We start from the raw sequence: 23,923 nt of genomic DNA, 5'->3' as shown, positions 1-23,923 counted from the left end.
AAAATCAAATGATAAAGGCTTCCAATTTGGAAGCCTTTTGTTTTAGGGAACAAGACTATATCTACAGCTTCTCTAACAGCTCAGGCATTACCACAAACAAATCGCCGACCAATCCATAATCTGCAATGTCAAAAATAGGCGCATCAGGATCGCTATTAATTGCAACAATCACCTTGGAATCTTTCATTCCCGCCAAATGCTGGATCGCGCCAGAAATTCCGACGGCAATGTATAACTCCGGTGCAACAATTTTGCCGGTTTGCCCAACTTGATGGTCATTAGACACATAGCCCGCATCGACCGCCGCTCGTGACGCCCCTACCGCTCCACCTAGCTTGTCAGCCAATTGTTCTACTAAAACAAACTTCTCTTTACTCCCGAATGCACGCCCCCCCGACACCACTACTCTAGCCGCTGGCAATTCTGGTCGCTCACTTTCTGGCGTTTGTTGCGAAACAAACTCACTAAGTTTATTGATAATCACCGTGTCGACTTGAGTAAGCTTAGGGACAACTGGCGTGTCAGATAGCTCTGCGGCATCAAAAGCCGTACTTCTTATGGTCATCACTTTATAGGGATCATTCGACGTGACTCTCGCCAATGCATTTCCAGCATAAATTGGACGAATCACCGTATCGATAGACTCGATTGTCATCACGTCAGAAAGTTGACCAACATTAAGCAACGCCGCCACACGAGGCATCACATTCTTACCAAATGTACTGGCAGGAGAAAGAATATGTGAGTAGTTTTTGGCTACTTGTGAGATCAAAGGTGCGATATTTTCCGCTAATCCATGTTCATATCCCTTCGCATCAACCCAGATAATTTCTGCAATACCCTGAACGCAATTCAACTCATCCAAAACTGATTGGCACTGATATCCAATAAGCAACACAGAAACAGGAAGCGATTTATCATCATCCTTAATCTCAAATGCCGCTTTAACTGCACACAGCGTCCCTACAGCCAACGATTGGTTGTCATGATCTGCGAGCACAAGTGTTGCTAATGGTCGGTCTTCCATGGTCATGCCTCATATAACACGTCAGATCCATTACTTGAGCTTAGTCCACTTCACGTTAACGTCAACTGAGCTATAGTTTTCTGTATAGAAACCAAAAACCTGTCACGCAGATGACGATAATAGAAAGGAAGCATAGAGATGGAACGAGAATGCATGGAGTTTGATGTCGTGATCGTGGGGGCCGGACCTGCAGGCTTAAGCGCCGCTTGTCGGCTAGCACAACTCAACCAAGACAGTGAAGATGACGCACTTTCAATTTGCGTTGTAGAAAAAGGCTCAGAAGTGGGTGCACATATTTTATCTGGCGCTGTTTTTGAAACTAGTGCCTTAGATGAGCTTTTCCCCAATTGGAAAGAAATGGACGCCCCGCTAGCAGCCTCAGTTCAACGAGATGATTTCCTTTATCTTACTACTAAACAAAACCATATTCGCATTCCCCACTTCCTTACACCGCGTCCAATGATAAATGGCGAGAATAATTACGTAATTAGTCTTGCCAACCTTTGCCGTTGGCTCGCTAACCAAGCAGAAAATCTTGGGGTGGAAGTTTTTCCGGGCTTTGCCGCTGCAAGCATCAATTATGAACAGACTGGCGCAGTGACAGGCATTAACACGAGCGATATGGGACTAGATAAGAACGGCCAGGCCAAACCTAACTTTGAACCAGGTATCGAGCTAAGGGCAAAATACACCCTTTTTGCTGAAGGTTGTCGCGGACATCTGGGTAAAGAACTTATTCAAAGGTTCGACCTAGACGCAGGAAAGCAACCACAGCACTACGCGCTTGGCCTAAAAGAGATATGGGAGTTACCCGCTGACAGTAAGGATGTATCTGGCAGTGTTATCCACTCCGCTGGCTGGCCCTTGAGTGAAACAAATACCACAGGCGGCGGTTTTCTCTATCACATGGAGAACAACCAAATCGCCGTCGGGCTTATTGTCGACTTGAATTACAGCAATCCTTACTTGAGTCCGTTTGACGAATTTCAACGCTTTAAGCACCATCCTGCTATTGAACCACATTTGAAAGGTGCTCAGCGCATCGCTTACGGCGCAAGAGCCATTGCGAAAGGTGGGCTTTCCTCTCTGCCGAGACAGCAATTCCCTGGCGGTTTATTGATTGGTTGTGATGCGGGGACTTTGAACGTCGCAAAAATTAAAGGCAGCCACACAGCAATGAAGTCCGGAATCATTGCAGCAGAAGCGGTACATACGGCCCGACAAACTGGAGCTTCTGAGCCAGACTACCAGTCGTTGTTTGAATCATCATGGTTGTATGACGAACTCGCCGAAACGCGTAACTTTGGCGCGAACATTCATAAGTTTGGCAGCATACTTGGCGGTGCTCTTTCGACTTTTGAACACAACCTGTGGCAACCACTGGTTAAGAAGCCGTTACCTTGGTCTATCAAGGACTATTCGCACGATCATGAGCAGTTAAAACCTAAACAAGAGTGCCACCCAATTGCATACCCAAAACCAGATGGTGAAATCAGTTTTGATAAGCCTTCGTCGGTATTTTTGTCGGGAACACAGCACGAAGAGAATCAACCTTGTCACCTTGTTCTGACTTACCCTCACATTCCAATTGATGTGAATTTAGGTATGTATGACGAGCCGAGCCAGCGCTATTGCCCTGCAGGGGTTTACGAAGTGGTGGAAGTTGAGAGTAAGTTGAAGTTTCAGATAAATGCCGCCAACTGCGTGCATTGCAAAACCTGTGACATCAAAGATCCTTCGCAAAACATCACGTGGAAAGCACCAGAAGGTGGCGGCGGACCAAGCTATCAAAACATGTAGATACGTTAGTATGTTGACGATCTAACAAATGGATAAACAAACCGATTGGCAGAGCCTCATTACTCCTGCCAATCGACAAAATGATCAAGCAAGAAGTCGATAGCCAATCGCGCTCGTAGTGGTAGAAAGTGACGATTCTGATAAACAATCCAGCTGCTGTTGCCGCTTCCCCAATACGGCTCTAGTATTGGCACCAAACGACCAGACGAAATAGCATCGTTGAAACTACTCTTCGGTAAGTACGCCACACCTAATCCTTCTGCACAGGCTTGCAAGACCGTGTGTGCGTTATTGCTCTTCCATCTGCCCTGCACTTTTACGCCATCTAAAGGCTTGCCGTCTTTTTCAAACAACCAAACGTCCTTATTGGCAATAATGCAGCTATGACGCTTGAGCTGCTCTGGGTGCGTTGGTAAACCATGTTCATCGAGATAACGCTGACTGGCTGCCGCTGCCATGGGACGATCCACCAGCTTTCTCGCAACCAAGCCTGAATCACTCAACCTGCCGTAACGAATGGCAAAATCGAAACCATCTTCAATAAAGTTGACCATGCTGGTGTTGAAGTTAATTTCAACCGTGAGATTAGGATGTTGCTTGGCAAACGCCATCAAGGCAGGCGCTACATGGTTCTCAGAAAACGCACCAGCGGCACTCACGCGTAACGTACCACTCAACTGAGTTTGCTGCGTGGTGAGCTGTTCATTGGCTTGCTGAAGCCAAATCACCAATTCTTTACACTGCTGATAATACGCTTGCCCCGCTTCCGTTAGACTCACCATTCTTGTCGAACGGGCTAACAAAGCGACACCTAATCGCTCTTCTAATCTTGTGACTTGGCGACTGACATGACTGGTACTGCAACCTAACTGTTTTGCCGCTGCAGAAAACCCTAAGCTCTCAGCAACCGTAACAAACTCATTGATGCCTTCAAAACTGTCCATACTTACCTTTGCTATATAGCAATAATGTTTTGCCAATTAATCGTATTATCACTTATTTGTTTAGCAATTAGTATGAAGGTGTTCAACAAATACACGTAAGCCAAAAAGGAAACCATCATGAAGAAAGTACTCATCATTGTGACGAACCATGCGACTCTTGGTGAAACTGACCAAGCAAACGGAACTTACGCGCCAGAGCTCACTCATGCCCTTAGCGAGCTACTAGGTGCAGGCTTCGATTACGACATTGCCTCTATCAAAGGTGGACAAGCACCACTGTACGGAACCGACATCGAAGGCGACGCAGTCAACGAGAAAATTTTGGCGGATGATGATTTCCAGAACCGCATCAACAACACGATTCCAGTGTCACAAATCAACGGTGACAACTACGATGCGATCTTCTATCCGGGTGGTTTTGGTCTTCTTTCAGACCTAGCGAGCAACGAAGATTTTGCCAAGATTTCTGCAAAACACTATGAAGATGGCGGTATTGTGGCTGCAGTTTGTCATGGTCCGGGCGCTCTTCTACCTATCACGCTTAGCAATGGCGAAAAGCTACTTTCGTCTAAATCAGTAACAGGCTTCACTCGTGAAGAAGAGATCGACTTCGGCACCATCAACGATATCCCATTCCTATTGGAAGAATCTCTTGCACGCAGCGCAGCGCGCTACTCTAAAGTGCAACCATGGCAAGAGTTTGTAATTGTGGATGATCGTGTCATCACAGGTCAAAACCCAACGAGCGCACACGGAGTAGGCAGAGCGATTGTTGAACACCTAGCTTAAACGCGCCGGAAAGTACAACCATCCTAGAAGAGGAAAGCGTGCTTTGTCATGCTTTCCCTTGCTACAGGCGATCGCAAGATGCGCTTATACTTCTACCCCTGCTTCATCTTCTTCTACGATATCCGTTTCTTGGTTCGCCTCTTCCAACCATTGCTGTAAAGATTCACTTGCTAGCACCTTTTGTTGGTAAGCTTTGGCACCTTCCGATAACTCGATGCCGTAAGTTTGGAAACGCAATGCCACAGGTGCATACATAGCATCCGCTATCGACCATTCTCCAAATAGCCAACCGTTTGGATGCAGTTCTGCTTGCTCTGCCCAAATGGCGTCAATACGAGCAATATCTTTAAGCGCACCCTTCGCTAAGTCGACTTTTCTGTGTGCGCGGATGTTCATTGGGAGTTCGTTTCTTAAATCAAAGAAACCCGAATGCATTTCTGATGCAATGGCGCGTGCTTTAGCTCGTTCTGCGGAGTTGCTTGGCCAAGCTTTACCTTGTAAATATTGCTCGTTAACGTATTCCAAAATCGCTAATGAATCCCACACGGTTGCGTCACCATCCACCAAGGTAGGTACTTTCGCGGTTGGTGTAATACCTTCCAAGGTCTTATAAAAATCTTCTGTGAATAATTTGAGCTTGGTGACTTCGACATCTAGTTTGAATTGAGAAAAGATCAACCATGCGCGCAGTGACCAGCTTGAGTAGTTTTGATTAGCAATAAACAGTTTCATGACGCCTCCATGCGGTTCGTGTTTTGATTACCCATTCACAATATCTGATTGTATTTAAGGGGACTAACGGATAGTTTTGATGGAACACTTCAACAAAAACGATGGATGAGTTTTAGATATGGATATCGATGCGTTACGCAGCTTTCTGGCTTTTGTAGAAACGGGCAGTTTCACTCGTGCAGCCAAGCAGATTAATCGTACCCAATCAGCGTTCAGTGCACAAATGCGTAAGCTAGAAGACGAACTCAGCGTCAGCTTGTTTGAAAAAGAAGGTCGCAACCTAGTATTGAGTGAAGCAGGGCTGGCACTGCGCTCTCACGCCGAGCAATTGGTTAACTTGCACAATCAAGCACTGAAACAAGTGAAGCGCTATGAAAACAAGCGCCCTCTTCGCTTAGGTTGCCCCGAGGATTACAACGACAATATCCTGCCTAAAGTCATCCGCGTATTACAGCAATCTGAGCCCACATGTTCAATTCAAGTCTTCAGTGAGCCAAGCATCACCTTGAGAGAAAAACTTGATGAAGGAAAGCTAGACGCCGCTATTGTGACAAGAGCACCGGACAGTGAGGAAGGTTACTGGCTAGCAAGCGACAAAGGCGTGTGGATTGCTCATCCTGATTTTGACATCGAGCAAGCCCAACCTCTCCCTCTCGCCCTATTCCAAACCGACTGCAAATACCATGCGGCAGCAGTAGACGGATTAACCAAACGTGGTACTCCTTATCAACTACTGGCGTGTTGCAATACGGCCTCCGCACAACGAGCGATTGTACGTTCGGGCATGGCTATCGGTGCGATGGGCAGTATTAGCGTTAGCGAGGATCTTAAGATCTTAGGCAATATGCCATCGCTGCCTTCCGTAGATATTGTACTGGTCACGGGCGTTGAGCCTCATCCGATACTGGATAAAGAATGCTTGGCGCAATTGGTTGAATTAATGGCTTAACCGGATTAGCTAGCCAATCACAAAGTTAAATTGGCCCGTTAACCGCCCGTCGGTTCGTATGGTTTCAAACTGTAGATAATCACGGGCTTTGCCACCCCACCATTCATCACCAGTATTGCCTTTTAAGTACAACTGAGTGGTCAGAAGCTCTTGGTTATCCCGCCACAACTTAACGTGAATGTGCGGTGGACGAGAGGCATAAGGCACGGGATACAGAGTCTGGAATAAGTAGCGACCATCCGATTGAGTTTCTACCGCGCCAAAACCTGCAAAGTGAGCATCAAACTTATCGTTATTTGGTTGCTTAGGATGATCGTAAATCCCCTGCCCATCGCATTGCCAGATTTCTACTTTGATGCCTGAGACAGGGTTTCCCGATGTATCTACTACTCTGCCTTGCAACACGATAGGTTCACCGACCAAGCCTTCTGATTGTAGAATCAAGTTTTGACGAAGAGGAATATCCACTACTGGGTAAAATGGCCCTTCTGTTTGTGCTGGCGTCGGCCGCATTGGTGTCGTCGCTTTTAAAGAGGGTACGAACAACAATGTCCACAGCGCTAAAAAGTGTCTTCTTTCCATGGTGCCACCAATACAATTGCATTGAATTAAGTTTGGGGGAACTTAAGGGATTTGCCATAACGAATATAAAAAATGCCCCTGAAAGAGAGTCATTTGCAGAGGCACTGTGGAACTAAATTGAGTGTTGATTGAAGGTTTATGCGGCTTCGAACGCCAATGCTTTCTTCTCTACCTGACGGAAAATGAGAGTTAGCACACCATTTACTGCTAAGTAGAACGCGCCCGCAATACCAAATACCGTCAACGTATCGTAGGTTTGTGCGTTAATACGCTGCGCGTAACCCATCAGCTCCATGATCGTAATCGTGCTTGCTAGTGACGTGCCTTTGAAGACCAAAATCACTTCGTTCGAGTAAGCAGGAACAGCACGACGAATAGCGTATGGTAGCAGCACTTTCAGCGTTGCGGTTTTGTTCATACCCAGAGCACGACACGCTTGCCATTGACCGGAAGGAATCGCGTTAAACGCTCCTTTGAACAACTGAGTGCTGTATGCAGCGGTATTCAACGCTAGCGCCAACATCGCACAGAACCAAGGTTGGCTTAACCATGTCCAGAATACACTTTCTCTTACTGCGTCAAACTGACCCGGACCGTAGTACACCAAGAAGATCTGTACCAACAAAGGTGTACCAGTAAACAAGGTGATGATGCCACGACTTACCCAATGCAAACCCGGAGTACGTAGGATCAGAGTCAGCGTCATCATCAAAGCTAAGAGGCAGCCCACAACCAAGGAAGCAGCGGTCAATTGGAGGCTAGTGCCTAAGCCATCCAGCATTTGCCAAACGTGTTGTTCGTTCATGCGGTTGCCTCCTGTCCCATGCTCATACCTTGAATTGAGAACTTCTTATCAATCAGTTTGACGGCACGTTGTGTAATCAAAGTAATGCCTAAGTAAATCGCCGCAGCGGTCGCGTACCATGTAAACGCTTCATGCGTCGCTGCAGATGTTAGCTGCGCTTGCTTCAACAAATCCGTTACGCCAATCAGTGATACAAGTGCGGTATCTTTCAGCAAAACCAACCATTGGTTAGTTAAACCTGGTAGTGCGTGTCTTACTGCTTGTGGCAAAACAATGCGAACAAAAGCGTGTGCTTGACTGATGCCGAGTGCACTTGCTGCTTCTCTCTGCCCTCTTCCAACGGCTTTCAATGCGCCACGTAGAGTTTGAGAAGCATAGGAAGCGAAGATCAATGACAACGCCACCACGCCAGACAAGAACGGGCTAACCTCTATAAAGTCGCCGGTGATTAAAAACAGAACCTGCGTCGAACCAAAATAGATAAACAACACGACAAGGATTTCTGGCAAACCGCGTACAATCGTCACAAACGCCGTCATTGGCCATTTAACGAAAACGCGGCGAGACATTTCACCACTGGCGAATACCACTGCCAGAATCAAACCGACTAAGAGGCTTGTGAAGGCTAGCTGGACAGTCATCCAACTAGCTTGAACAAGCGATAAAGAGTAACCCGTTAGTGCCATATTACTTACCGAAGTGTTTGTTGTAGATTACGTCGTATTCGCCGTTTGCTTTCACTGTTTTCAGTGCTGTGTTCAGCTTGTTCACTAGCTCGTCGTTACCTTTATTTACTGCGATACCGAAACCGTTACCGAAGTATTTAGGGTTAGTGACGTGCTCACCCACGTAAGCTAGGTTGTCTTCTTTCTTGAACCATTCTGCTACGACTGCTGTGTCACCGAATACAGAATCAATACGGCCATTTTTCATATCGATGAACGCGTCTTGGTAGCTTGAGTAAGGAACCGCGGTTACGCCCGGCATTTGCTCAATCAGGTAGCTTTGGTGTGTTGAACCGTTTTGAACACCAACACGCTTACCTTCTAGTGCTTTTTGATCAGCCACTTTTTCTTTGATAGAAACAAACGCTGCTGAGTTGTCATAGTATGCATTCGTGAAATTCACTTGCTCCAAACGCGCCTCAGTAATGTCCATTGCAGAGATTGCCGCATCGTAGCGCTTGAATTTTAATGCTGGGATCAGGCTGTCAAAAGATTGGTTGTGGAAGGTGCATTTTGCTTCGATTTCTTTACATAGTGCATTCGCCAGATCCACATCAAAACCTTGGATTTGGTTGTTTTCATCCATGTATTCGAATGGGGCGTACGTCGCTTCCATCGCAAATTTGATCTCTTCTTGTGCTGCTGCATTCGCTGAGACAAGTCCGATTAGTGAAGCTAGTAGAATCTTTTTCATTGCAATACTCCGTGTGTACTTAGTGGGCTGACACTCGCAATGACAGCCGAGCTTATCTGTTAAATAGACTGAACTTTAAAAACGTGATTTAGTGATTTAAGTAGTCAGCAAACTGGGCGGTTTGCGGGTTAGAAAACGAATCATTTGTGCCGTGCTCAACGATGTGTCCTTTTTCTAAATACAGTACGTGGCTAGCGATTTTCTTGGCGAAATCCACTTCGTGCGTCACAACTACTTGTGTAATTCCGGTTTCGCTTAAATCTTTAATAATCTTAACGACTTGGTTAGTAATTTCCGGATCAAGCGCAGCGGTCGGTTCATCAAAAAGCAAGACTTCCGGTTTCATCATCAATGCACGAGCAATCGCCACACGTTGTTGCTGACCACCAGAAAGTTGCATCGGCCATGCATCCGCTTTGTCTGCCAAATGCAGCGTCGCAAGAATTTGCATTGCCTGCTTCTTCGCTTCTTCTTTATCCATGCCAGCGACTTTTACCGGAGCCTCAATCAGGTTCTCCATCACTGTCATATGCGGCCATAGGTTGTACTGTTGGAACACCATGCCCACTTTACGACGAAGCGCTAAACCTTGCTTCTCTTTGATTTCAGTTGAAAAGTCGAATGCGTCATTAGCGATGTTTAACTGGCCGTTATCCGCTCCTTCAAGAAGGTTAAGAACACGTAGTAGAGAGCTCTTCCCTGCACCACTCGGACCGAGTAAAACCAGTGTTTCGCCGCTTTCACACTTAAAGCTGACATCGTGAAGCACTTGTGTCTCACCGTAGGATTTATTGATTCCGCTTACCTGAATAGTCATGCTGACATACCGCATTAATTGTCACTTGGCATTTATATTACTCAAAAGGATTTTTTATGCAATAAAAATGTATAAAAATTAATTTCGTTAAATTTTTGTATGATAAGCAATCAATACAACAGAGAATATGACTGGTTTAATCAGTTGGTTTTAACTGAAATTGTTGATGAAAATCCAACAATATGATGGCAATCGAAACAAGGTTAAAATTCTGGTTACTTTTGTGCTTGTGTAGATGGAATTTTGAGTCTTTGAACGTACTACACCCGACGCAGACCTTCTCATTTTTGCCGGGCTTCCCCCCTCGATTTCCGGTAAAGCCTTCTATCGGCGGGTTCCTGATTAGGACTTTGTGAATGGACTATAATTTCTCTTTGTATTCTGGCCCTTAATTCGAGTCATCTAAGTATGAGTGAGATAACCCCATGTTGAAGTCGCATTGTTTTTCTCTCATTGCACTTGCTTCTCTGAGCTTACTTTCTATACCCAGCGTTTGGAGTAGAACATCAATCGTGTTACCTGGATTGCATGAACAGGGTATTGATCTTCAAGATAAGCCTATATCTGCTGCCGCTGCACTTGAATGGGAGTTGGATAATGCCGATATCGTGTTTGGAGCTTACAAAGATAAGAGTGATAACGAGCGTGTAAAAGCGCTTGGTTACATGTACAACCAAAAGCTGGAACTTAACTCAGGTTGGCTAGAAAACGATATACGTAACCAAGCAGAACTGAATGGAGTTGACTACGAAGATTTCTTTCTCCACTTTTCTGAAGACACTATCCTAGCTGAAGTCGACTCAAGCCATGGCGAGAATACTCTACTCAATCGAAAACCGATGATCGTTGGCTATACCGCCAGCGCTGACCACGCCGGTTTTTGGCTATATCAACCACCGCCATGGGATGCTGATGTATTCGGTCAGGCGAATAATGGTGGTGCCCTCTATGTTTATCACTCAGAGAAGTTCGACCGCTTAACCTTTACGTTTTGTCAGTTTGCTCAGGGTGGCAGCTTTACGATTGAATACCCTTCTGCTATCGACTCGTTTGGTCGGGTAACTGAATGGAAAAGCTTCGCGATTAAAAAAGACAAAACTGAGAACATGACTAAAAACCAAACAGTAAGCTGGTCAGTTCCTTTGGATTGGGTTCGCGCTACAACGCATGATGGTAGCGGAAAAACTTATGGTGGCGGTCAGTACTTTGGCTCCACCTTTTTACGCGACGGCGGCCGCCTTTACGTTGCGAAAATTACTTGGCATGACGACAACATAGAAAACCGCCCACGTCTCGAAAACATTCAACTCAAAGATAGCTTCCCTGCCGTAAATATCTCAGGAGCACCAACGGAGACACCTGAAGGTCAAACCATTCAACGCTGGCGTAAAATTCGTGGCTTCGACAAATCTGCAGATCGAAACCAAGACAATTATCTTTCTTGGAATGAATACAAAAACCGTTCGAATAAGAATGCAACGGCCCGATTTCGTTGGGAGTCACGGGTTATTCCATTTGGTCGTATGTGGAATCAAACCTCTTCTTGGGCATTGACCAATCTCGGCAATCCCTTTTTTGCCAATACAATGCGTCACTATTACCAAGCTGAATGGGCGAAACAAGGTTTAAATGGTGCGTACAACGACGACACGAATAAGTTACTCGGTGCAAGTCAGTTCTACATATATTCCGGAGGCACAGTGGATGAACTTGGTTTGGTGGCGGGAAGCCAAGCCGCTGACGATGCTTACAAAGCGCAATTCTCGGCGTTCTTGAATAAACTGGCAACGCTGGATGAAGATGCGTTAATTGGCCTCAACATAGGTACGGCAAACTTATTCGGTCGTAATGGACAAAACCACTTGGTTAACGCTGGCTCCTTGTACTTGCGCGAGCACTACCTTTTCCCCGCTACCGGCTTTAGTGGCTATGCTGGCTTGGCTAAATTTTGGGATAACTCTGCACTCGCCAAAGCGGGCCAGAAAGTGATTTATCAAGCGACCACGCGTTATGGTCGCGTTCAATACTTTGGTAACACAGAAAACAATTGGAAACAGGACCAATACTCTGCACTAGCGGTGTTCTACTTAAACTATCACCCTGAGCGCATTTACTTTAATCAGTGGAACAATGGCTACTTATATGGAAGTAATAATACAACAGGTGACAACTTCTGGAAGGCAGGCGTACCAAAGAATATTGCTTATCAACCTAGCACCTTGCTTGCCGTTGATTTGGGAGAGCCTGCCAATCAAATACCAGAGGGATATCAGGCGACTCCGCTAATGATGTCCACCAGCACGCCCTATTCCGCCGATTACACGGTGATTGGAGATGCTTCTATGAGCAAAGTGGCTCATCCTGACTTGCCTAATGGCGCTATCGATTTGTTACCAACCCATACGTACTTTGCGTATCACTCAGACGATACGGTAGTGATGCATGGCCCTACAGAGATGGTGTTAGCCCGCGAATTCACCAAAGGCCAAGTTCTGTATCGAACTGATTTCTTTGGCAAGAATATCGATTATTTCTCCTCACCGAAGATAACTATCGCACTTCCAGAACCTATGCGACCTGTAGATCAAGACGGTAACATCGGCGACTATGTTTCTCACATTGAGATCGGCGGCTACGAAGGGGTGTTCTTGCTGTATTAACTCCCTTTCAACCACTCTGACTAAACGCTTCATAAATCGCCGTTTTTATGCTTAACGTCACTGAAAAAACCTTGTTCACTGAATCTTTATAAACCGATGTATATACTGAAGTAAATGACAACGACAAGGAAATTCAGTCACATGAAGACGACACCTTCAATGCTCTCTGTTATGCTGCTCTCAGCATTATCAACTCATGCAAATGCGGATGAATGTGGAAAAATAACCATCGCGGATATGAATTGGAATTCGGCCAGCTTAATGGCGCACATCGACCAATTTGTCTTAAATGAAGGCTACCAGTGCGATGCGGAATTGATCCCTGGTGATAGCGTTCCTACGGGCACCTCTATGATTGAAAAGGGGCAGCCTGACGTTGCGCCAGAGTTATGGACAAACGGCATTAAAGAAGCACTTGATAAAGGAATTGCGGATAAACGCTTGCGCATCGCTAGTGAATCGCTTGTCAATGGTGGTGAAGAAGGGTTTTGGGTTCCCGCCTATCTGGTAAAACAGTATCCAGAACTCGCGACGATAGAAGGCGTCATCAAGCACGCCAAACTATTTGAACACCCAGAGGATGATGACAAGTTCGCGTTTTATAGCTGCCCTGCTGGTTGGACATGCCAAATCACCTCCGGTCACTTGTTTAATGCATTAGGGTTAAGTGAGCACGGCTTTGAGATGGTTGACCCAGGATCTGGCGCAGCATTAGCTGGCACCATCGCCAAAGCCTATGATCGCAAAATGCCTTGGTTTGGTTACTACTGGTCACCGACCCCCGTATTGGGCAAGTATGATATGGTCAAAGTGGATTTTGGTAGCGGAACAGATTTAGAAGAGTATCGCAACTGTACCACTCAGCCTGATTGCGCTTCACCAAAAGTAACAATGTACCCACCTTCTCCAGTTCGCACAGTAACAACTGAGGCGTTTGCGAGCAAAGAACCCCAAGCATTCGCGTACTTGCAGAAACGCGGATTTACCAACGAGCAAATGAGTGAAATGCTGGCCTGGATGGAAGATAACTACGCAGATGGTGAAGAAGCGATGTTTTACTTCTTTAATACCTACCCTGACTTGTGGAAAGGCTGGGTATCTGAAGACGTCGCGGTGAGAATCGAAAAAGCGCTTTGATGATTAATACTTCGAGTGCCACAAATCATTTAACCTCCCATACCGTTTGAATAAACGGCATGGGAGGCTAATCAACGACTCGTTAATACATGGTGTGACCATTCAATGTTTCTTTGGGTATCTCTTGCAGAGCGTCCCAATGTTCAACGATCTTCCCATTGTGATCAAAACGAAAGAAATCCATCGTCACGTATTCAATATCATTAGGCCATGTTTGGTGAGTGTGTAGTGCCACCAAATTCCCTTCAGCAATGGCTCGCACAAACGTAATATCTTTATCGGGATACTCATTTTGCATCCGCTCAAAATACTCGATAAAAGCCTCGGGGCCATTTCCAACTAATGGATTGTGCTGGATGTACTCATCACCTACGTAGTCTTCAACTGCCTTTCTTGGGTTACCTCTATAGGCGATTTCGTAAAACGCAATGGCATTTCTTTTATTCTCTTGCAGATCCATTTTTCTTACCTGTGTTGCTCCATCTTGCGGATAACGGTAATCATAGTCTTTGAACTTCAGAAGTGACTGAACATCGCGCACAAAAAAGGCCGCTAAACAGCAGCCTTCATCACTTCTACTTGGAATCATCGCCTTTCATAGCTTAAACCACACCACCAGCACCGAGCATAGAACGCTCACTGTTCTCCACCAGCAACGCGGTTGCGGTTTGTTTCAGTGTTTCCCATTCTTGGTCTTCGACAAAGATACCATTTTGCCAAGAAGCTTGTTGCGTACGGCTTAACTCATCGCCTTCAATGTGGGTGGTATATCCTTGTGCACTTTTCTCGATATCGAAATCGTTCACGGAGAGCTCGATAACCATACTATGCAAATCCGTATCATGCCCATCAAACTGATCCGAGAAAAAGACTTCTGGTGCGATTCGTCCGCGGTTTAACACATAAAGCGTTCGCTTGGGACTAGAGCCATTGACCCATTGTGCGCGACACGCGATGCCTTTTGCAGAGAGCTTCAACAACTCACTAAAACCTAGCCAACGGTTATGGCACTGCGTCAACGTGATAGTAATCGACTTACGGTTAATCATTTTCTCAAGTGCGAAATCCAACACAGCGGGTAAATGACACGCTACACTCCCGTTGTGCAGTTCTACCTCTATGTTTGACGGCGTACTGTTGGTCACCGATACGGCGCAGTCTGAATCTAACCCAAGAAACAGACTGGCGTTATTAAAATGACGAACTCCATGTAAGCCAACCATTTGCAAGTCCGCCACCATGTTCGCAATGACATCCGCCTCACCACAGTGACGGCGCATGCCAAGAAATGCCTTATTAACCGCGGCCACCAATTCGTTGTGAGAGACGATCATAATGCAAATCCTCCACTGATTTTTTGATTATCACTTTGCGCAATTTCGTCACGTGGCGGCATGCTAGGGAAAATCCATGTGTCTGCCAGTTTAGGGTCGTGAATTTCATCTAACAACGGCGCACCTTGGAAGAAAGTTACTCGAACCCAACGATCCGAGCGCGGATCAAACTTAGTCGCACCAAAGATCGCCAATTTACAGCGCAGTAAGTGCATTGGTAACGCATCTTTACGCAGCACGTTCATTTGAATATCCCCCATCGCACGGTTGCCTAGCGTCCATACGCGACGTGTGATCGAACGATAAGTCGGATTTTGCAACAGAAACTCTGCTACGGACATTTCTTCATCACAACCAAGCAAAGCGTGGTACAAGCGATTCACTTGTCTGCCGATATCAAGCGGCAGCTCTTTTTCTTCTCCTGCTTCCTCGCCACGAACACCAAGCCTTGGCTCTTCTTTGTCTTGTGAACGATACCAGAACCAATAATTGTTCTCGGCCAGTGAGTAATCCGCATCAATCGCCCAGCGGTATTTGTTTTGCAACACTTCCAGTAAGTCTTGGATCTTTTTCCCGCCCGGAATAGATAACGTTTCATCCGTATTCATTTGGCTAGCAAATTCATCCACTAAAGATGGGTAGAGTTCGATCAAGCAAGAGGTGAGGATTTCTTGGGCTTCCACACTCATTGTTTTCTTATGCTCGACCAAACTCGCCCAATTCGGATGTGATGCCATTAACGTTGTTAGCTCTGATAGCAGTTGTTTGATGTCTGATATCGCTTGATGATTGAGCCTGTCTTGATGTTCATTGATGGTGATGACTTGCTCTAAATGACGCTGTGCTTTTTGTAGTAATCCTTGCAAAGGAGCATGGAATGAAGCTTCACATGGCATCGCAAAGACTCGCGCTACCGCACGTTCGCGAGAGGTCATCCATTGGTCAACGATGCACGGGTGATTAATCAAGTATGGAGCCATGCCTAAGCCAGTCGCATTGCCGACACCAAGGTAGCGCTGCAAGCCACGATGCAAAGCCACCGCGTTGTCGCCACCTTGTTGAAGTGCCAGATAGTGCACCCAATCTAGGCTGAATTCGCGCAACATATATACGGCACACATTTGCGCACTAAAAGACTGGCTGAAATCTGAGTTGTTCTCTAACAGTTTGAAATCGGCGATACCAAACTTTCCGTTACCATAAACAGCTGTGGTACGCAGGATATAACCCACTTCCGCTAACTCTTTCGGCTCAGGCTGCTCGCCTTGAGAAAGCGCGCTAACAATGTGCTCAAACACGCGCACACTTTTGTTTGCGCGAGCAAGAACAAGTACGTTGTTTGGATTACGTCCCGCTTCTTGCAGCGGTACATTTTCTCGCAATCTTTCCAACAAAGTAACATCAACATCGCCTTGAACCAGTGCAAATGTGACGTCCCACTTTTCAGCAATTACGCGATCATTACGCTCGTCGTCGGCAATTTCATCACAGAATACCACCAAATGATAAACGTGCTCTGGCGTGGTCAATTTGTAAATCACATGACCATAACCACGAGGACAAAGCTGCCACTCATGCTTGGTTACTTGCCAGTTTTGGCTTGCCATATTACGAATCAGACTGCGAACAAAGCTGATTCGGTTTTGGTGCATTGCGCCAAGCCTTTCGGCTGCCATGACAATCGCTGCATCGCGCATAGTTGCTTCCGTATAAGTAGAACGATGTGCATCCATTTTGCTCACCACCTATTTGTTATTGTAAGAATACTAGGGTTTGTGCGGATGCAGGAGGAAAACACCCGCACAAGCTCCACGTTGTTTGAATTGGATAATTGTTATAGCCCTTGCTCTTTCGCCATTTTGATTGCAATTTGTGGCGCATTCCAAAGTGACGGTAACAGAATCAACGAAACCGGAACCGCGGTAATAACAATGAAAGATTGCAGAGCAGAGATGCCGCCAGAGCCAAGGGAAATTAGGATCAATGCCGTCACACCCATCATTACTCCCCAGAAGGTACGGATGATCGCATTCGGCTCCGTTTCACCACTGATCACGACACTGATTGTGTAGGTCATTGAGTCGCCCGTCGTGACGATGAAGATCGTGGTTAAAATCAGAAATAGAATTGAAGTCAGCATTGGCATTGGTAGTTGCTGAGTCACTGCAAGCAAAGCACCTGGCAAGTTAAAGCCCTCAAACGCCGCACTCACGCTACCCGGTTCAGCAATTTCAAACGCAAGGCCTGAGCCGCCCACAATCGTGAACCAAAAACAGGTGGTTAACGGAGCCACAATACTGATGGTGGAAATAACTTGGCGAATAGTTCGACCACGGGAAATACGCGCAATAAAGATTGCCATCATCGGACCATAACCCAGGAACCAGCCCCAGAAAAATACTGTCCACCAACTTAGCCAACCTTCGTCACCGCGATAAGTCGCCATTGGGATAAAGTTATCCAACATGCTTCCTACACCTTGAATGTATCCGTTAAAGATAAAATTCGTCGGACCAAAAAACAGGATGTAAACCATCAATGCCATTGCCAGAATCACGTTGTAACGACTAAGCAGTTGCATGCCTCGGCTTAATCCACTGAGTGCTGACAAGGTGTAAAGCGCAATCGCAAACAAGATGATGATAAGCTGAGTGGTAAAGCCATCAGGAATATCAAACAGCGCATTTAACGCGTAGCTAACCTGCAAGCCTAGAAACCCAATTGGCCCGATGGTGCCTGCGGCTACCGCGATAATGCAGCACGCGTCAATCAATGCACCGAGTTGGCCTTTAAGTGCTCGTTCGCCCAAGACTGGGTAAAGCAAAATACGGGGTTTTAGCGGTAAACCTTTGTCGTAATGTAGGTGCATCACCACGATGGAAGTTAAGCTACCTACAATCGCCCAAGCTAGAAAGCCCCAGTGCATAAAGGATTGCGACAACGCATTCACCGCACCTTGCTGCGGGTTATCTTGCGCGCCGTACAAAGGAGGTGGGCTAACATAATGCGCGATAGGCTCAGCCGCGGCCCAGAAAACGCCACCACCAGCCAATAAGGTACAGAAAATAATCGCCATCCAGCGGAAAGAATCCATTTCTGGTTTTGCAATCCCGCCCAACATCACCTTGCCTGTTCGCCCTGCAGCCAAGCCAAGACCAATAAGAAAAGTGAGAAGCAGCAGTAACTGCCAGTATGGACCAAACACCTGAACTGCCCAGCCAAAGCCAGCGTTAACGATCGTAGATAACAGCTCGCCGTCATAAAGTGCAATAGCAACGAACAACGCGATGAAACCACCGCTATACCAAAAGGCCGGGTTATTCAGTCCTAATTTGTTCGTCGTGTTTTCTGTTGTTGATGTGTTGTGTTTTGCTTTCGACTTGCCCGATGACACGCTCATCGTGGAAGCTTTCATGCTATTGGTTAAATCAGACATACTCTGGCTCCAGAGGTTCTTTGCAGCAGCCAAAGACTGGCTACAAATGTGAGTTTTACGCCTGCCGTATTGTTATTATGTGGGCAGGCGGTTCCTACTTTGGGGAATGCTATGAAATAGGCTCTAATCCTTCTTTAAGGAAGTTGAACCAGTTTTCACCCAATATTTTTCCAGCCTCAGATTCACTGAATCCGTGACCCATTAATCCGTTGTAGATGTTCTCCATCCCTGCGCTGCCGCAGAACCATGGCAGCGCATCTGGCCATCCCGAGTTACTTGCAGAACCTTCGCCGTAATCCATCGCTTTTGACCAACGCCCGTTGCGCATCCACTCCAACACTTGTTGCGGCTGATTTAGGCACAAATCGCTACCGATACCTAAATGGTCAACGCCAAACATGTCTGCGGTTTTCGCAACCATCTGGCAGAAATCATCCAGCGTGCACTGGCTGCCATTTGGCAAATGGAATGGATATAAACTGAATCCAATCAAACCACCGCGCTCCGTCAGTGCTTTGATCACGGTGTTGGACTTGTTGCGCAGTGCGTCATGCGCAAATGTCGGGTTAGCATGGCTGATACAAATTGGACGCGAAGAGAGCTCGATAGCTTCCAACGTCGAACGCTCCGCGCTGTGGGACATATCAATGATCATCCCGACTCGGTTCATCTCTTCAATCGCTTGTTTACCAAAGCGAGTTACGCCGGAATCGTTTTGTTCGTAACAACCTGTCGCCAGTAAGCTTTGGTTGTTGTAGGTCAGTTGCATGATCAGCAGACCTTGGCGGCGCATCACTTCAATCAGGCCAATTTCATCATCGATAGGTGAGCAATTTTGCGCGCCGAAGAAGATGCCGACTTTACCTTCTGCTTTGGCTTTTTCTACATCTGCCATTGAATAAATAGGCATGATGAGGTCCGCATTTTGCTCGAAGCGCAAGTTCCATTCAGCAAAACGCGTTAAGGTTTCGCGCGCAGTTTCGTGGTAGACGATGGTGGCATGAACGGCGGTAATGCCACTCGCCTTAAGCGTTTGGAAATACTCTCGATCCCAATTGCAGTACTGCAATCCGTCAATCACAATCCGTTGTTGGTACATAACCACTCCTTAAACAATTTCTTAGCCTTTTCGTGCGGGCAACTGACACCATCAGTTACCCTGTCGATCTTAGTAAGGACGCTGATAAGCGGTTTTCACTACGGTGTAGAACTCTTTGGCGTACTGACCTTGCTCACGAGGACCAAAGCTAGATTCTTTACGGCCACCAAATGGAACGTGATAATCTGTACCCGCAGTTGGCAAGTTAACCATGACGCAGCCCGTTTGGACTTGCTGTTTGAAGATCGCGCTATTACGCAAGCTTTGCGTGATAATGCCGCCTGTCAGGCCAAAGCGCGTATCGTTCGCGACTGCAATTGCCTCATCCAGATCAGAAACGCGAATCACGCTCGCCATTGGCGCAAAGACTTCTTCTTGGTTCACTTCCCAGCCATTCTGTGTATTTAAAAACAGAGTTGGTGACATGTAGTAACCGTCATGCTCTAGGCTCAGACGCTCACCACCGAAAGCCAGCTCCGCGCCTGCTTGGCGTGCGTTTTCGATCCACTCAAAGTTCGCATTCAGCTGGTTACCATCAACCACAGGGCCCATGAACACGCCCTCTTCCAGTGCGTGACCCACTTTAAGTTCGCTCATGCGTTGGATTAGCGCTTCAACATACGCGTCGTGAATTCCGTCCATAACCACAAGACGAGAAGACGCGGTGCACTTTTGACCTGCACCCGAGAATGAGCCTGCGATTGTCGCTTCAACGGCAATTTGAATGTCTGCATCATCTGCCACTACGAGCGCATTTTTGCTACCCATCTCTAGCTGACAACGCACAAAATTTGGTGCCGTTGCCGCTGCAACTTTACGGCCTGTGTCCACAGAACCAGTGAAGCTCACGCCGTTCACATCCTTCGAATTGATAAGGGTATTACCGACTTGCGAACCGCTACCCAAAACGAGGTTAAACGTGCCGGCAGGTAAACCTTGGCGATGGATAATCTCTGTCAGCGCAACGGCACTTGCTGGGGTTAGGTTGGCAGGCTTCCAGACGACGCTGTTGCCAAACGCAAGTGCTGGCGCGATTTTCCAAGCCGCTGTTGCTGTTGGAAAGTTCCAAGGAGAGATAATGGCGATAACGCCGACGGCTTCACGAGTAACTTCAACGGAGACACCTGGACGGACGGAAGCAGCGTTATCGCCAATTTGACGCAGAACCTCAGCAGCAAAGTATTGGAAGAATTGGCCAGCACGGTATATCTCACCTCGACCTTCAGCAAATGGCTTACCTTCTTCACGCGAAAGTAAGGTACCCAATTCGTCACATCGTGCAATGAGCTCATCACCAATCGCTTGTAGCACTGCTTGCTTGCGCTCGATTGGTGTTTTTTCCCACTCTGGCTGCGCTGATTTAGCCGCTTGAATCGCTTGCTCTACTTGCGACACACTCGCTTGTGCGAAATCGCCAATGTTTTCGCTGATATCAGAAGGGTTAATATTGGCGATGGTGTCCATGCCCGATTGCCACTCACCCGCTATATAGAGGGATTTTTCTGCTTGAACATTGTTAATAAAAGTCATGGTTCTTTCCTTGTTCTTCCGATTTGTGATGGCAAGCCACCCACTCACTGATCTCTAATTGTTCTTATTGGATTTATTCTGGTTGGCTTGCCGACGCGTAGACGACAAACTCCACCAACATCTCTTCTCGCGCTAACCCTGCAACCACCATGGCGGCGCGATTTGGGTAAGGTGCTTCAAAATATTCCGCGTACACTTGGTTAACGGTCTTTAAGTATTCTCTGTCAGTCACATAAATCAGGACCTGCAATACAGAGTCCAAAGACTCCCCTGCACACTCCAGGGTGTGAATGAGATTGTTAAAGGTTTGGCGTGTTTGTGCTTCGATGCCACCTTCAACAACCGTGCCTGTGTCATCAATAGGAATTTGTGCTGTATACAGAGTTCCATTGTTGACAATCGCCCATTCAAGCGGCGCTTTAGAAGCAAATAGACTGGTTTTAACTGGGTGTTTTTTAGTAGGAGTATTCACGTGCCTTTCAACCTTTGTAACAGCTTTGTTTCAATATGGTTAAATGATGCACATTGACAGGCGATAAATCTAACGGTAAATTTTTGACATTTGATAAATTAAACTTATCACTCTATTTAAAATAACGTAAATAAAGGGATTAAGAGGCATTAGGGATGAGTATTAAGCTTCAACAATTAATGCATTTTGTGATGGTAGTCGAGGAAGGAGGCTTTCGAGCCGCTTCACATCGTGCAAATCGTTCTCAGGCGGCACTGTCAACATCGATAAAAGAGCTTGAAAAAATTCTAGGGCAAACGCTGTTTGAACCCGGAAACAAAACCAAATTGACCCCGTTTGGTGAAATTTGTCTGCCCAAAGTGGTTCAGTTTCTCAATATCTACAGTGCACTAGACAACGATCTCAAAGCAGCCGCTGCCGGACAGCAAGGGAGAGTGCGAATTGCGAGCGTTCCTTCTGTTGCAGCAAAGCTCATTCCTAGCGTGTTGGGCGCCTTTTGCGAACAGTATCCAAATGTAGAAGTAAGCTTGATCGATGATAACGCGGCGGGCGTCGAGGCTCGCCTACTCTCCGGTGAGGTCGACTTAGCGCTCGGTAACCCCTCTCACCTCGATGAGGGCGGCATTGACTTTACGCCGCTGTTAGCTGATCCAATAGGCGTGGTGTGTTTAAAGGACAACCCTATTGCGAGTCATCCAGAGGGAATCGAGTGGCAAACTTTGTTGGAACAACCCTTTATCCGTAACGGCACTTGTACACTTCTCGATCCAACCCCAGCAAGAGCTCTGAGTCAGCAAGCGCTCTATTCGGTCGAAAATATTACTTCGCTGTTTTCTGTCTTAGAACTTGGGATTGGTGTCACGACCCTACCGAAGCTTGCTTTCCCAACCAATGAAACACGCTTGGTTTGGATTCCGCTTATCGATCCACCACTTGAAAGGCAAATTGGTATATTTACGTTAACCGATCGCACGATCTCGCCTCAAGCTAAAGCATTTCACGATCTTTGTGTGCATTATTTAAACTATCAAAAAGAAGATAAATAATGGTTCGATTAACATGCGGATAATTAAAAGCCTCCATATTCAGAGTGGAGGCTAATTTGTATTTGTGTATTCGCTTCGTTCTATTTTTTGCGACGATTTCGGTTCTTATACACCACGCAAAAGTTACCACGCTTGGTACGACACTTTGAGCAACGCTCACAATCTACTGGTGCGCGATTGCCTTCTTTCCAACGTTTGATCAACTGTGGCTCAGCCAATAAAGGGCGTGACACAGCAAAAAATTGGATATCTGTGTTTTCTGCAATTTTCTCAATCGCATCAATGTCGCTCAGCCCGCCGACAGTAATCACCGGTATACTAACGTCCTGACTGATCACGTGACCATATTCGTGAAAGTAACCTTCTTCTTGTAGTGTGTAACCATCGAACGTTTGACCAACAAGTTCGTTTGCTTTGCCGTGAACATTGCCAGATACGATGATCGCATCAACGCCTATTTCTTCAAGTTTCTTACAGACGACGCGAGTTTCATCGAACGTTAAACCGCCGTCAAAGAACTCTGTTGCCGTCAGTTTAACGAGGATGGGAAATTCGCTTCCAACCAGCTTTCTGGTTTCAGAATAAATTTCTAAAAGAAAGCGCATGCGATTTTCTAAGTCACCACCATATTCGTCTTCGCGACGATTATAGTACGGGCTTAAAAACTGGTTAATTAAATAAGTGTGCGCCGCATGAATCTCTACTCCGTCAAAACCAGCGTCTTGAGCACGTTTACTCGCCAATGCGAATGCCTTTACGATGTAGTCTATTTCGTCCTTTGTCATCGCTTTGCCTTGCGTATTTGTACCACGCTCAGGCACGTCACTCGGAGCGAAGATGACACGCTCACCGACGTTATGGGTGGTTTTGGTGCCACCGTAAGCAATTTGCATCACGATTTTAGAATCTTGTTGATGTACTAGCTCTGTTAGCTTTTTGTATTCTTCAATAAAAGAGTCGTTGTAGATCCCCATCATACCTGCGTTGGGTTTCTCTTCTTCAACGATATTGGCATAACCCGTAACAATAAGCCCAACTTCCCCTTTCGCAAGCGTTTCGTAAATATCGTAAAGCTTTGCCGTCATGTGACCATCTTCGGTCGCCATGTTCTCCCACGTTGCGCTTCGCACAAAACGGTTCTTTAGGGTCATGTTGCCAATGCGGGCTTCGGAAAACAAAATGCTCAAAACCAGTCCTCTTAAAGTTGTCTTTATGTTTTATCTTTTCGCAAGTAAACAAGAACGAAAAAGGAACAGCGATACACGATGTATGGCTGTTCCTTCTCTGAATCCTTGAGACCTGCAAACTACAGGCGCACCTTAATGCCTCGGAGACGACAAAACTT

The 23,923-nt window shown here is 46.4% G+C and carries 22 protein-coding genes; 6 read left to right on the top strand and 16 right to left on the bottom strand.

What is annotated here, in order from left to right; translation table 11 throughout:
• Positions 1–61: 61 nt before the first annotated feature.
• Positions 62–1,027, bottom strand: a complete 966-nt coding sequence (locus tag R7E51_RS14485) for an electron transfer flavoprotein subunit alpha/FixB family protein (protein ID WP_206957569.1) — start codon at positions 1,025–1,027, stop codon at positions 62–64.
• Positions 1,028–1,165: 138 nt separating this feature from the next.
• Between R7E51_RS14485 and R7E51_RS14480 the strand changes: the two genes are divergently transcribed.
• Complete coding sequence (locus R7E51_RS14480; protein ID WP_206957570.1) at positions 1,166–2,827, top strand: electron transfer flavoprotein-ubiquinone oxidoreductase; 1,662 nt, start codon at positions 1,166–1,168, stop codon at positions 2,825–2,827.
• A 59-nt stretch (positions 2,828–2,886) separates the two neighbouring features.
• Here R7E51_RS14480 and R7E51_RS14475 read toward each other — a convergent pair whose 3' ends face one another.
• Complete coding sequence (locus R7E51_RS14475) at positions 2,887–3,771, bottom strand: LysR family transcriptional regulator (RefSeq protein ID WP_206957571.1); 885 nt, start codon at positions 3,769–3,771, stop codon at positions 2,887–2,889.
• 117 nt (positions 3,772–3,888) lie between these two features.
• On the opposite strand from R7E51_RS14475, the gene R7E51_RS14470 reads away from it, so the two are divergent.
• Positions 3,889–4,560: a type 1 glutamine amidotransferase domain-containing protein gene (locus R7E51_RS14470; RefSeq protein ID WP_005375824.1), complete on the top strand. Its 672-nt coding sequence runs from the start codon at positions 3,889–3,891 to the stop codon at positions 4,558–4,560.
• An 84-nt stretch (positions 4,561–4,644) separates the two neighbouring features.
• On the opposite strand, the gene R7E51_RS14465 is transcribed toward R7E51_RS14470, so the two are convergent.
• The gene (locus R7E51_RS14465) at positions 4,645–5,292 is read right to left on the bottom strand and encodes a glutathione S-transferase family protein (protein WP_005375815.1); all 648 of its coding nucleotides are present in this window, start codon (positions 5,290–5,292) and stop codon (positions 4,645–4,647) included.
• Positions 5,293–5,410: 118 nt separating this feature from the next.
• Between R7E51_RS14465 and R7E51_RS14460 the strand changes: the two genes are divergently transcribed.
• Positions 5,411–6,241: a LysR family transcriptional regulator gene (locus tag R7E51_RS14460; RefSeq protein WP_005375813.1), complete on the top strand. Its 831-nt coding sequence runs from the start codon at positions 5,411–5,413 to the stop codon at positions 6,239–6,241.
• A gap of 9 nt (positions 6,242–6,250) precedes the next feature.
• Here R7E51_RS14460 and R7E51_RS14455 read toward each other — a convergent pair whose 3' ends face one another.
• The 5 genes from R7E51_RS14455 to artP all read right to left on the bottom strand — a co-directional run bounded on the left by R7E51_RS14455 (position 6,251) and on the right by artP (position 9,864).
• Positions 6,251–6,823 carry a dioxygenase family protein gene (locus tag R7E51_RS14455; RefSeq protein WP_031778904.1) on the bottom strand — a complete coding sequence of 191 codons (573 nt, stop codon included), beginning with the start codon at positions 6,821–6,823 and terminating at the stop codon, positions 6,251–6,253.
• Between the two features lie 136 nt (positions 6,824–6,959).
• Positions 6,960–7,628, bottom strand: coding sequence for an arginine ABC transporter permease ArtM (gene artM, locus R7E51_RS14450; RefSeq protein ID WP_206957572.1), 669 nt, complete (start codon positions 7,626–7,628; stop codon positions 6,960–6,962).
• Positions 7,625–8,314, bottom strand: coding sequence for an arginine ABC transporter permease ArtQ (artQ, locus tag R7E51_RS14445; protein ID WP_005388570.1), 690 nt, complete (start codon positions 8,312–8,314; stop codon positions 7,625–7,627). The genes artM and artQ overlap by 4 nt, the downstream gene beginning before the upstream one ends.
• A gap of 1 nt (position 8,315) precedes the next feature.
• Positions 8,316–9,047, bottom strand: coding sequence for an arginine ABC transporter substrate-binding protein (locus R7E51_RS14440; RefSeq protein WP_206957573.1), 732 nt, complete (start codon positions 9,045–9,047; stop codon positions 8,316–8,318).
• Between the two features lie 88 nt (positions 9,048–9,135).
• Positions 9,136–9,864: an arginine ABC transporter ATP-binding protein ArtP gene (gene artP / locus R7E51_RS14435; RefSeq protein ID WP_017634245.1), complete on the bottom strand. Its 729-nt coding sequence runs from the start codon at positions 9,862–9,864 to the stop codon at positions 9,136–9,138.
• A gap of 425 nt (positions 9,865–10,289) precedes the next feature.
• Between artP and R7E51_RS14430 the strand changes: the two genes are divergently transcribed.
• Both R7E51_RS14430 and R7E51_RS14425 read left to right on the top strand, forming a co-directional pair.
• On the top strand, positions 10,290–12,524 hold the full coding sequence (locus tag R7E51_RS14430; protein WP_206957574.1) for a hypothetical protein: 2,235 nt from the start codon (positions 10,290–10,292) through the stop codon (positions 12,522–12,524).
• Positions 12,525–12,665: 141 nt separating this feature from the next.
• Positions 12,666–13,661: an ABC transporter substrate-binding protein gene (locus tag R7E51_RS14425; protein WP_206957575.1), complete on the top strand. Its 996-nt coding sequence runs from the start codon at positions 12,666–12,668 to the stop codon at positions 13,659–13,661.
• Between the two features lie 82 nt (positions 13,662–13,743).
• On the opposite strand, the gene R7E51_RS14420 is transcribed toward R7E51_RS14425, so the two are convergent.
• The 7 genes from R7E51_RS14420 to R7E51_RS14390 all read right to left on the bottom strand — a co-directional run bounded on the left by R7E51_RS14420 (position 13,744) and on the right by R7E51_RS14390 (position 21,532).
• Positions 13,744–14,121, bottom strand: a complete 378-nt coding sequence (locus R7E51_RS14420; protein ID WP_191115848.1) for a nuclear transport factor 2 family protein — start codon at positions 14,119–14,121, stop codon at positions 13,744–13,746.
• Positions 14,122–14,263: 142 nt separating this feature from the next.
• Positions 14,264–14,995 carry a DUF3726 domain-containing protein gene (locus R7E51_RS14415; RefSeq protein ID WP_053307776.1) on the bottom strand — a complete coding sequence of 244 codons (732 nt, stop codon included), beginning with the start codon at positions 14,993–14,995 and terminating at the stop codon, positions 14,264–14,266.
• Positions 14,992–16,728: a hypothetical protein gene (locus tag R7E51_RS14410; RefSeq protein ID WP_206957577.1), complete on the bottom strand. Its 1,737-nt coding sequence runs from the start codon at positions 16,726–16,728 to the stop codon at positions 14,992–14,994. The genes R7E51_RS14415 and R7E51_RS14410 overlap by 4 nt, the downstream gene beginning before the upstream one ends.
• 101 nt (positions 16,729–16,829) lie before the next feature.
• Positions 16,830–18,431, bottom strand: coding sequence for a BCCT family transporter (locus R7E51_RS14405; RefSeq protein ID WP_104976558.1), 1,602 nt, complete (start codon positions 18,429–18,431; stop codon positions 16,830–16,832).
• A gap of 109 nt (positions 18,432–18,540) precedes the next feature.
• Positions 18,541–19,530: a membrane dipeptidase gene (locus R7E51_RS14400; RefSeq protein ID WP_053303711.1), complete on the bottom strand. Its 990-nt coding sequence runs from the start codon at positions 19,528–19,530 to the stop codon at positions 18,541–18,543.
• 69 nt (positions 19,531–19,599) lie between these two features.
• A complete protein-coding gene (locus tag R7E51_RS14395) occupies positions 19,600–21,060 on the bottom strand; it encodes an aldehyde dehydrogenase family protein (protein ID WP_005375790.1) in 1,461 nt (486 codons plus the stop codon).
• A gap of 73 nt (positions 21,061–21,133) precedes the next feature.
• Positions 21,134–21,532, bottom strand: coding sequence for a RidA family protein (locus tag R7E51_RS14390; RefSeq protein WP_170893292.1), 399 nt, complete (start codon positions 21,530–21,532; stop codon positions 21,134–21,136).
• A gap of 155 nt (positions 21,533–21,687) precedes the next feature.
• Between R7E51_RS14390 and R7E51_RS14385 the strand changes: the two genes are divergently transcribed.
• Positions 21,688–22,578, top strand: a complete 891-nt coding sequence (locus R7E51_RS14385) for a LysR family transcriptional regulator (RefSeq protein ID WP_005375788.1) — start codon at positions 21,688–21,690, stop codon at positions 22,576–22,578.
• 80 nt (positions 22,579–22,658) lie between these two features.
• Here R7E51_RS14385 and R7E51_RS14380 read toward each other — a convergent pair whose 3' ends face one another.
• Positions 22,659–23,765, bottom strand: a complete 1,107-nt coding sequence (locus R7E51_RS14380; protein ID WP_017821199.1) for an NADH:flavin oxidoreductase — start codon at positions 23,763–23,765, stop codon at positions 22,659–22,661.
• Positions 23,766–23,923 lie beyond the last annotated feature (158 nt).

This window comes from Vibrio sp. Vb1166 (assembly GCF_033338695.1).
Taxonomy (GTDB): Bacteria; Pseudomonadota; Gammaproteobacteria; order Enterobacterales; family Vibrionaceae; genus Vibrio; species Vibrio alginolyticus.
Note: the sequence above shows the minus strand (reverse complement) of the source record. Positions and strands in the feature narration are given on the sequence as shown.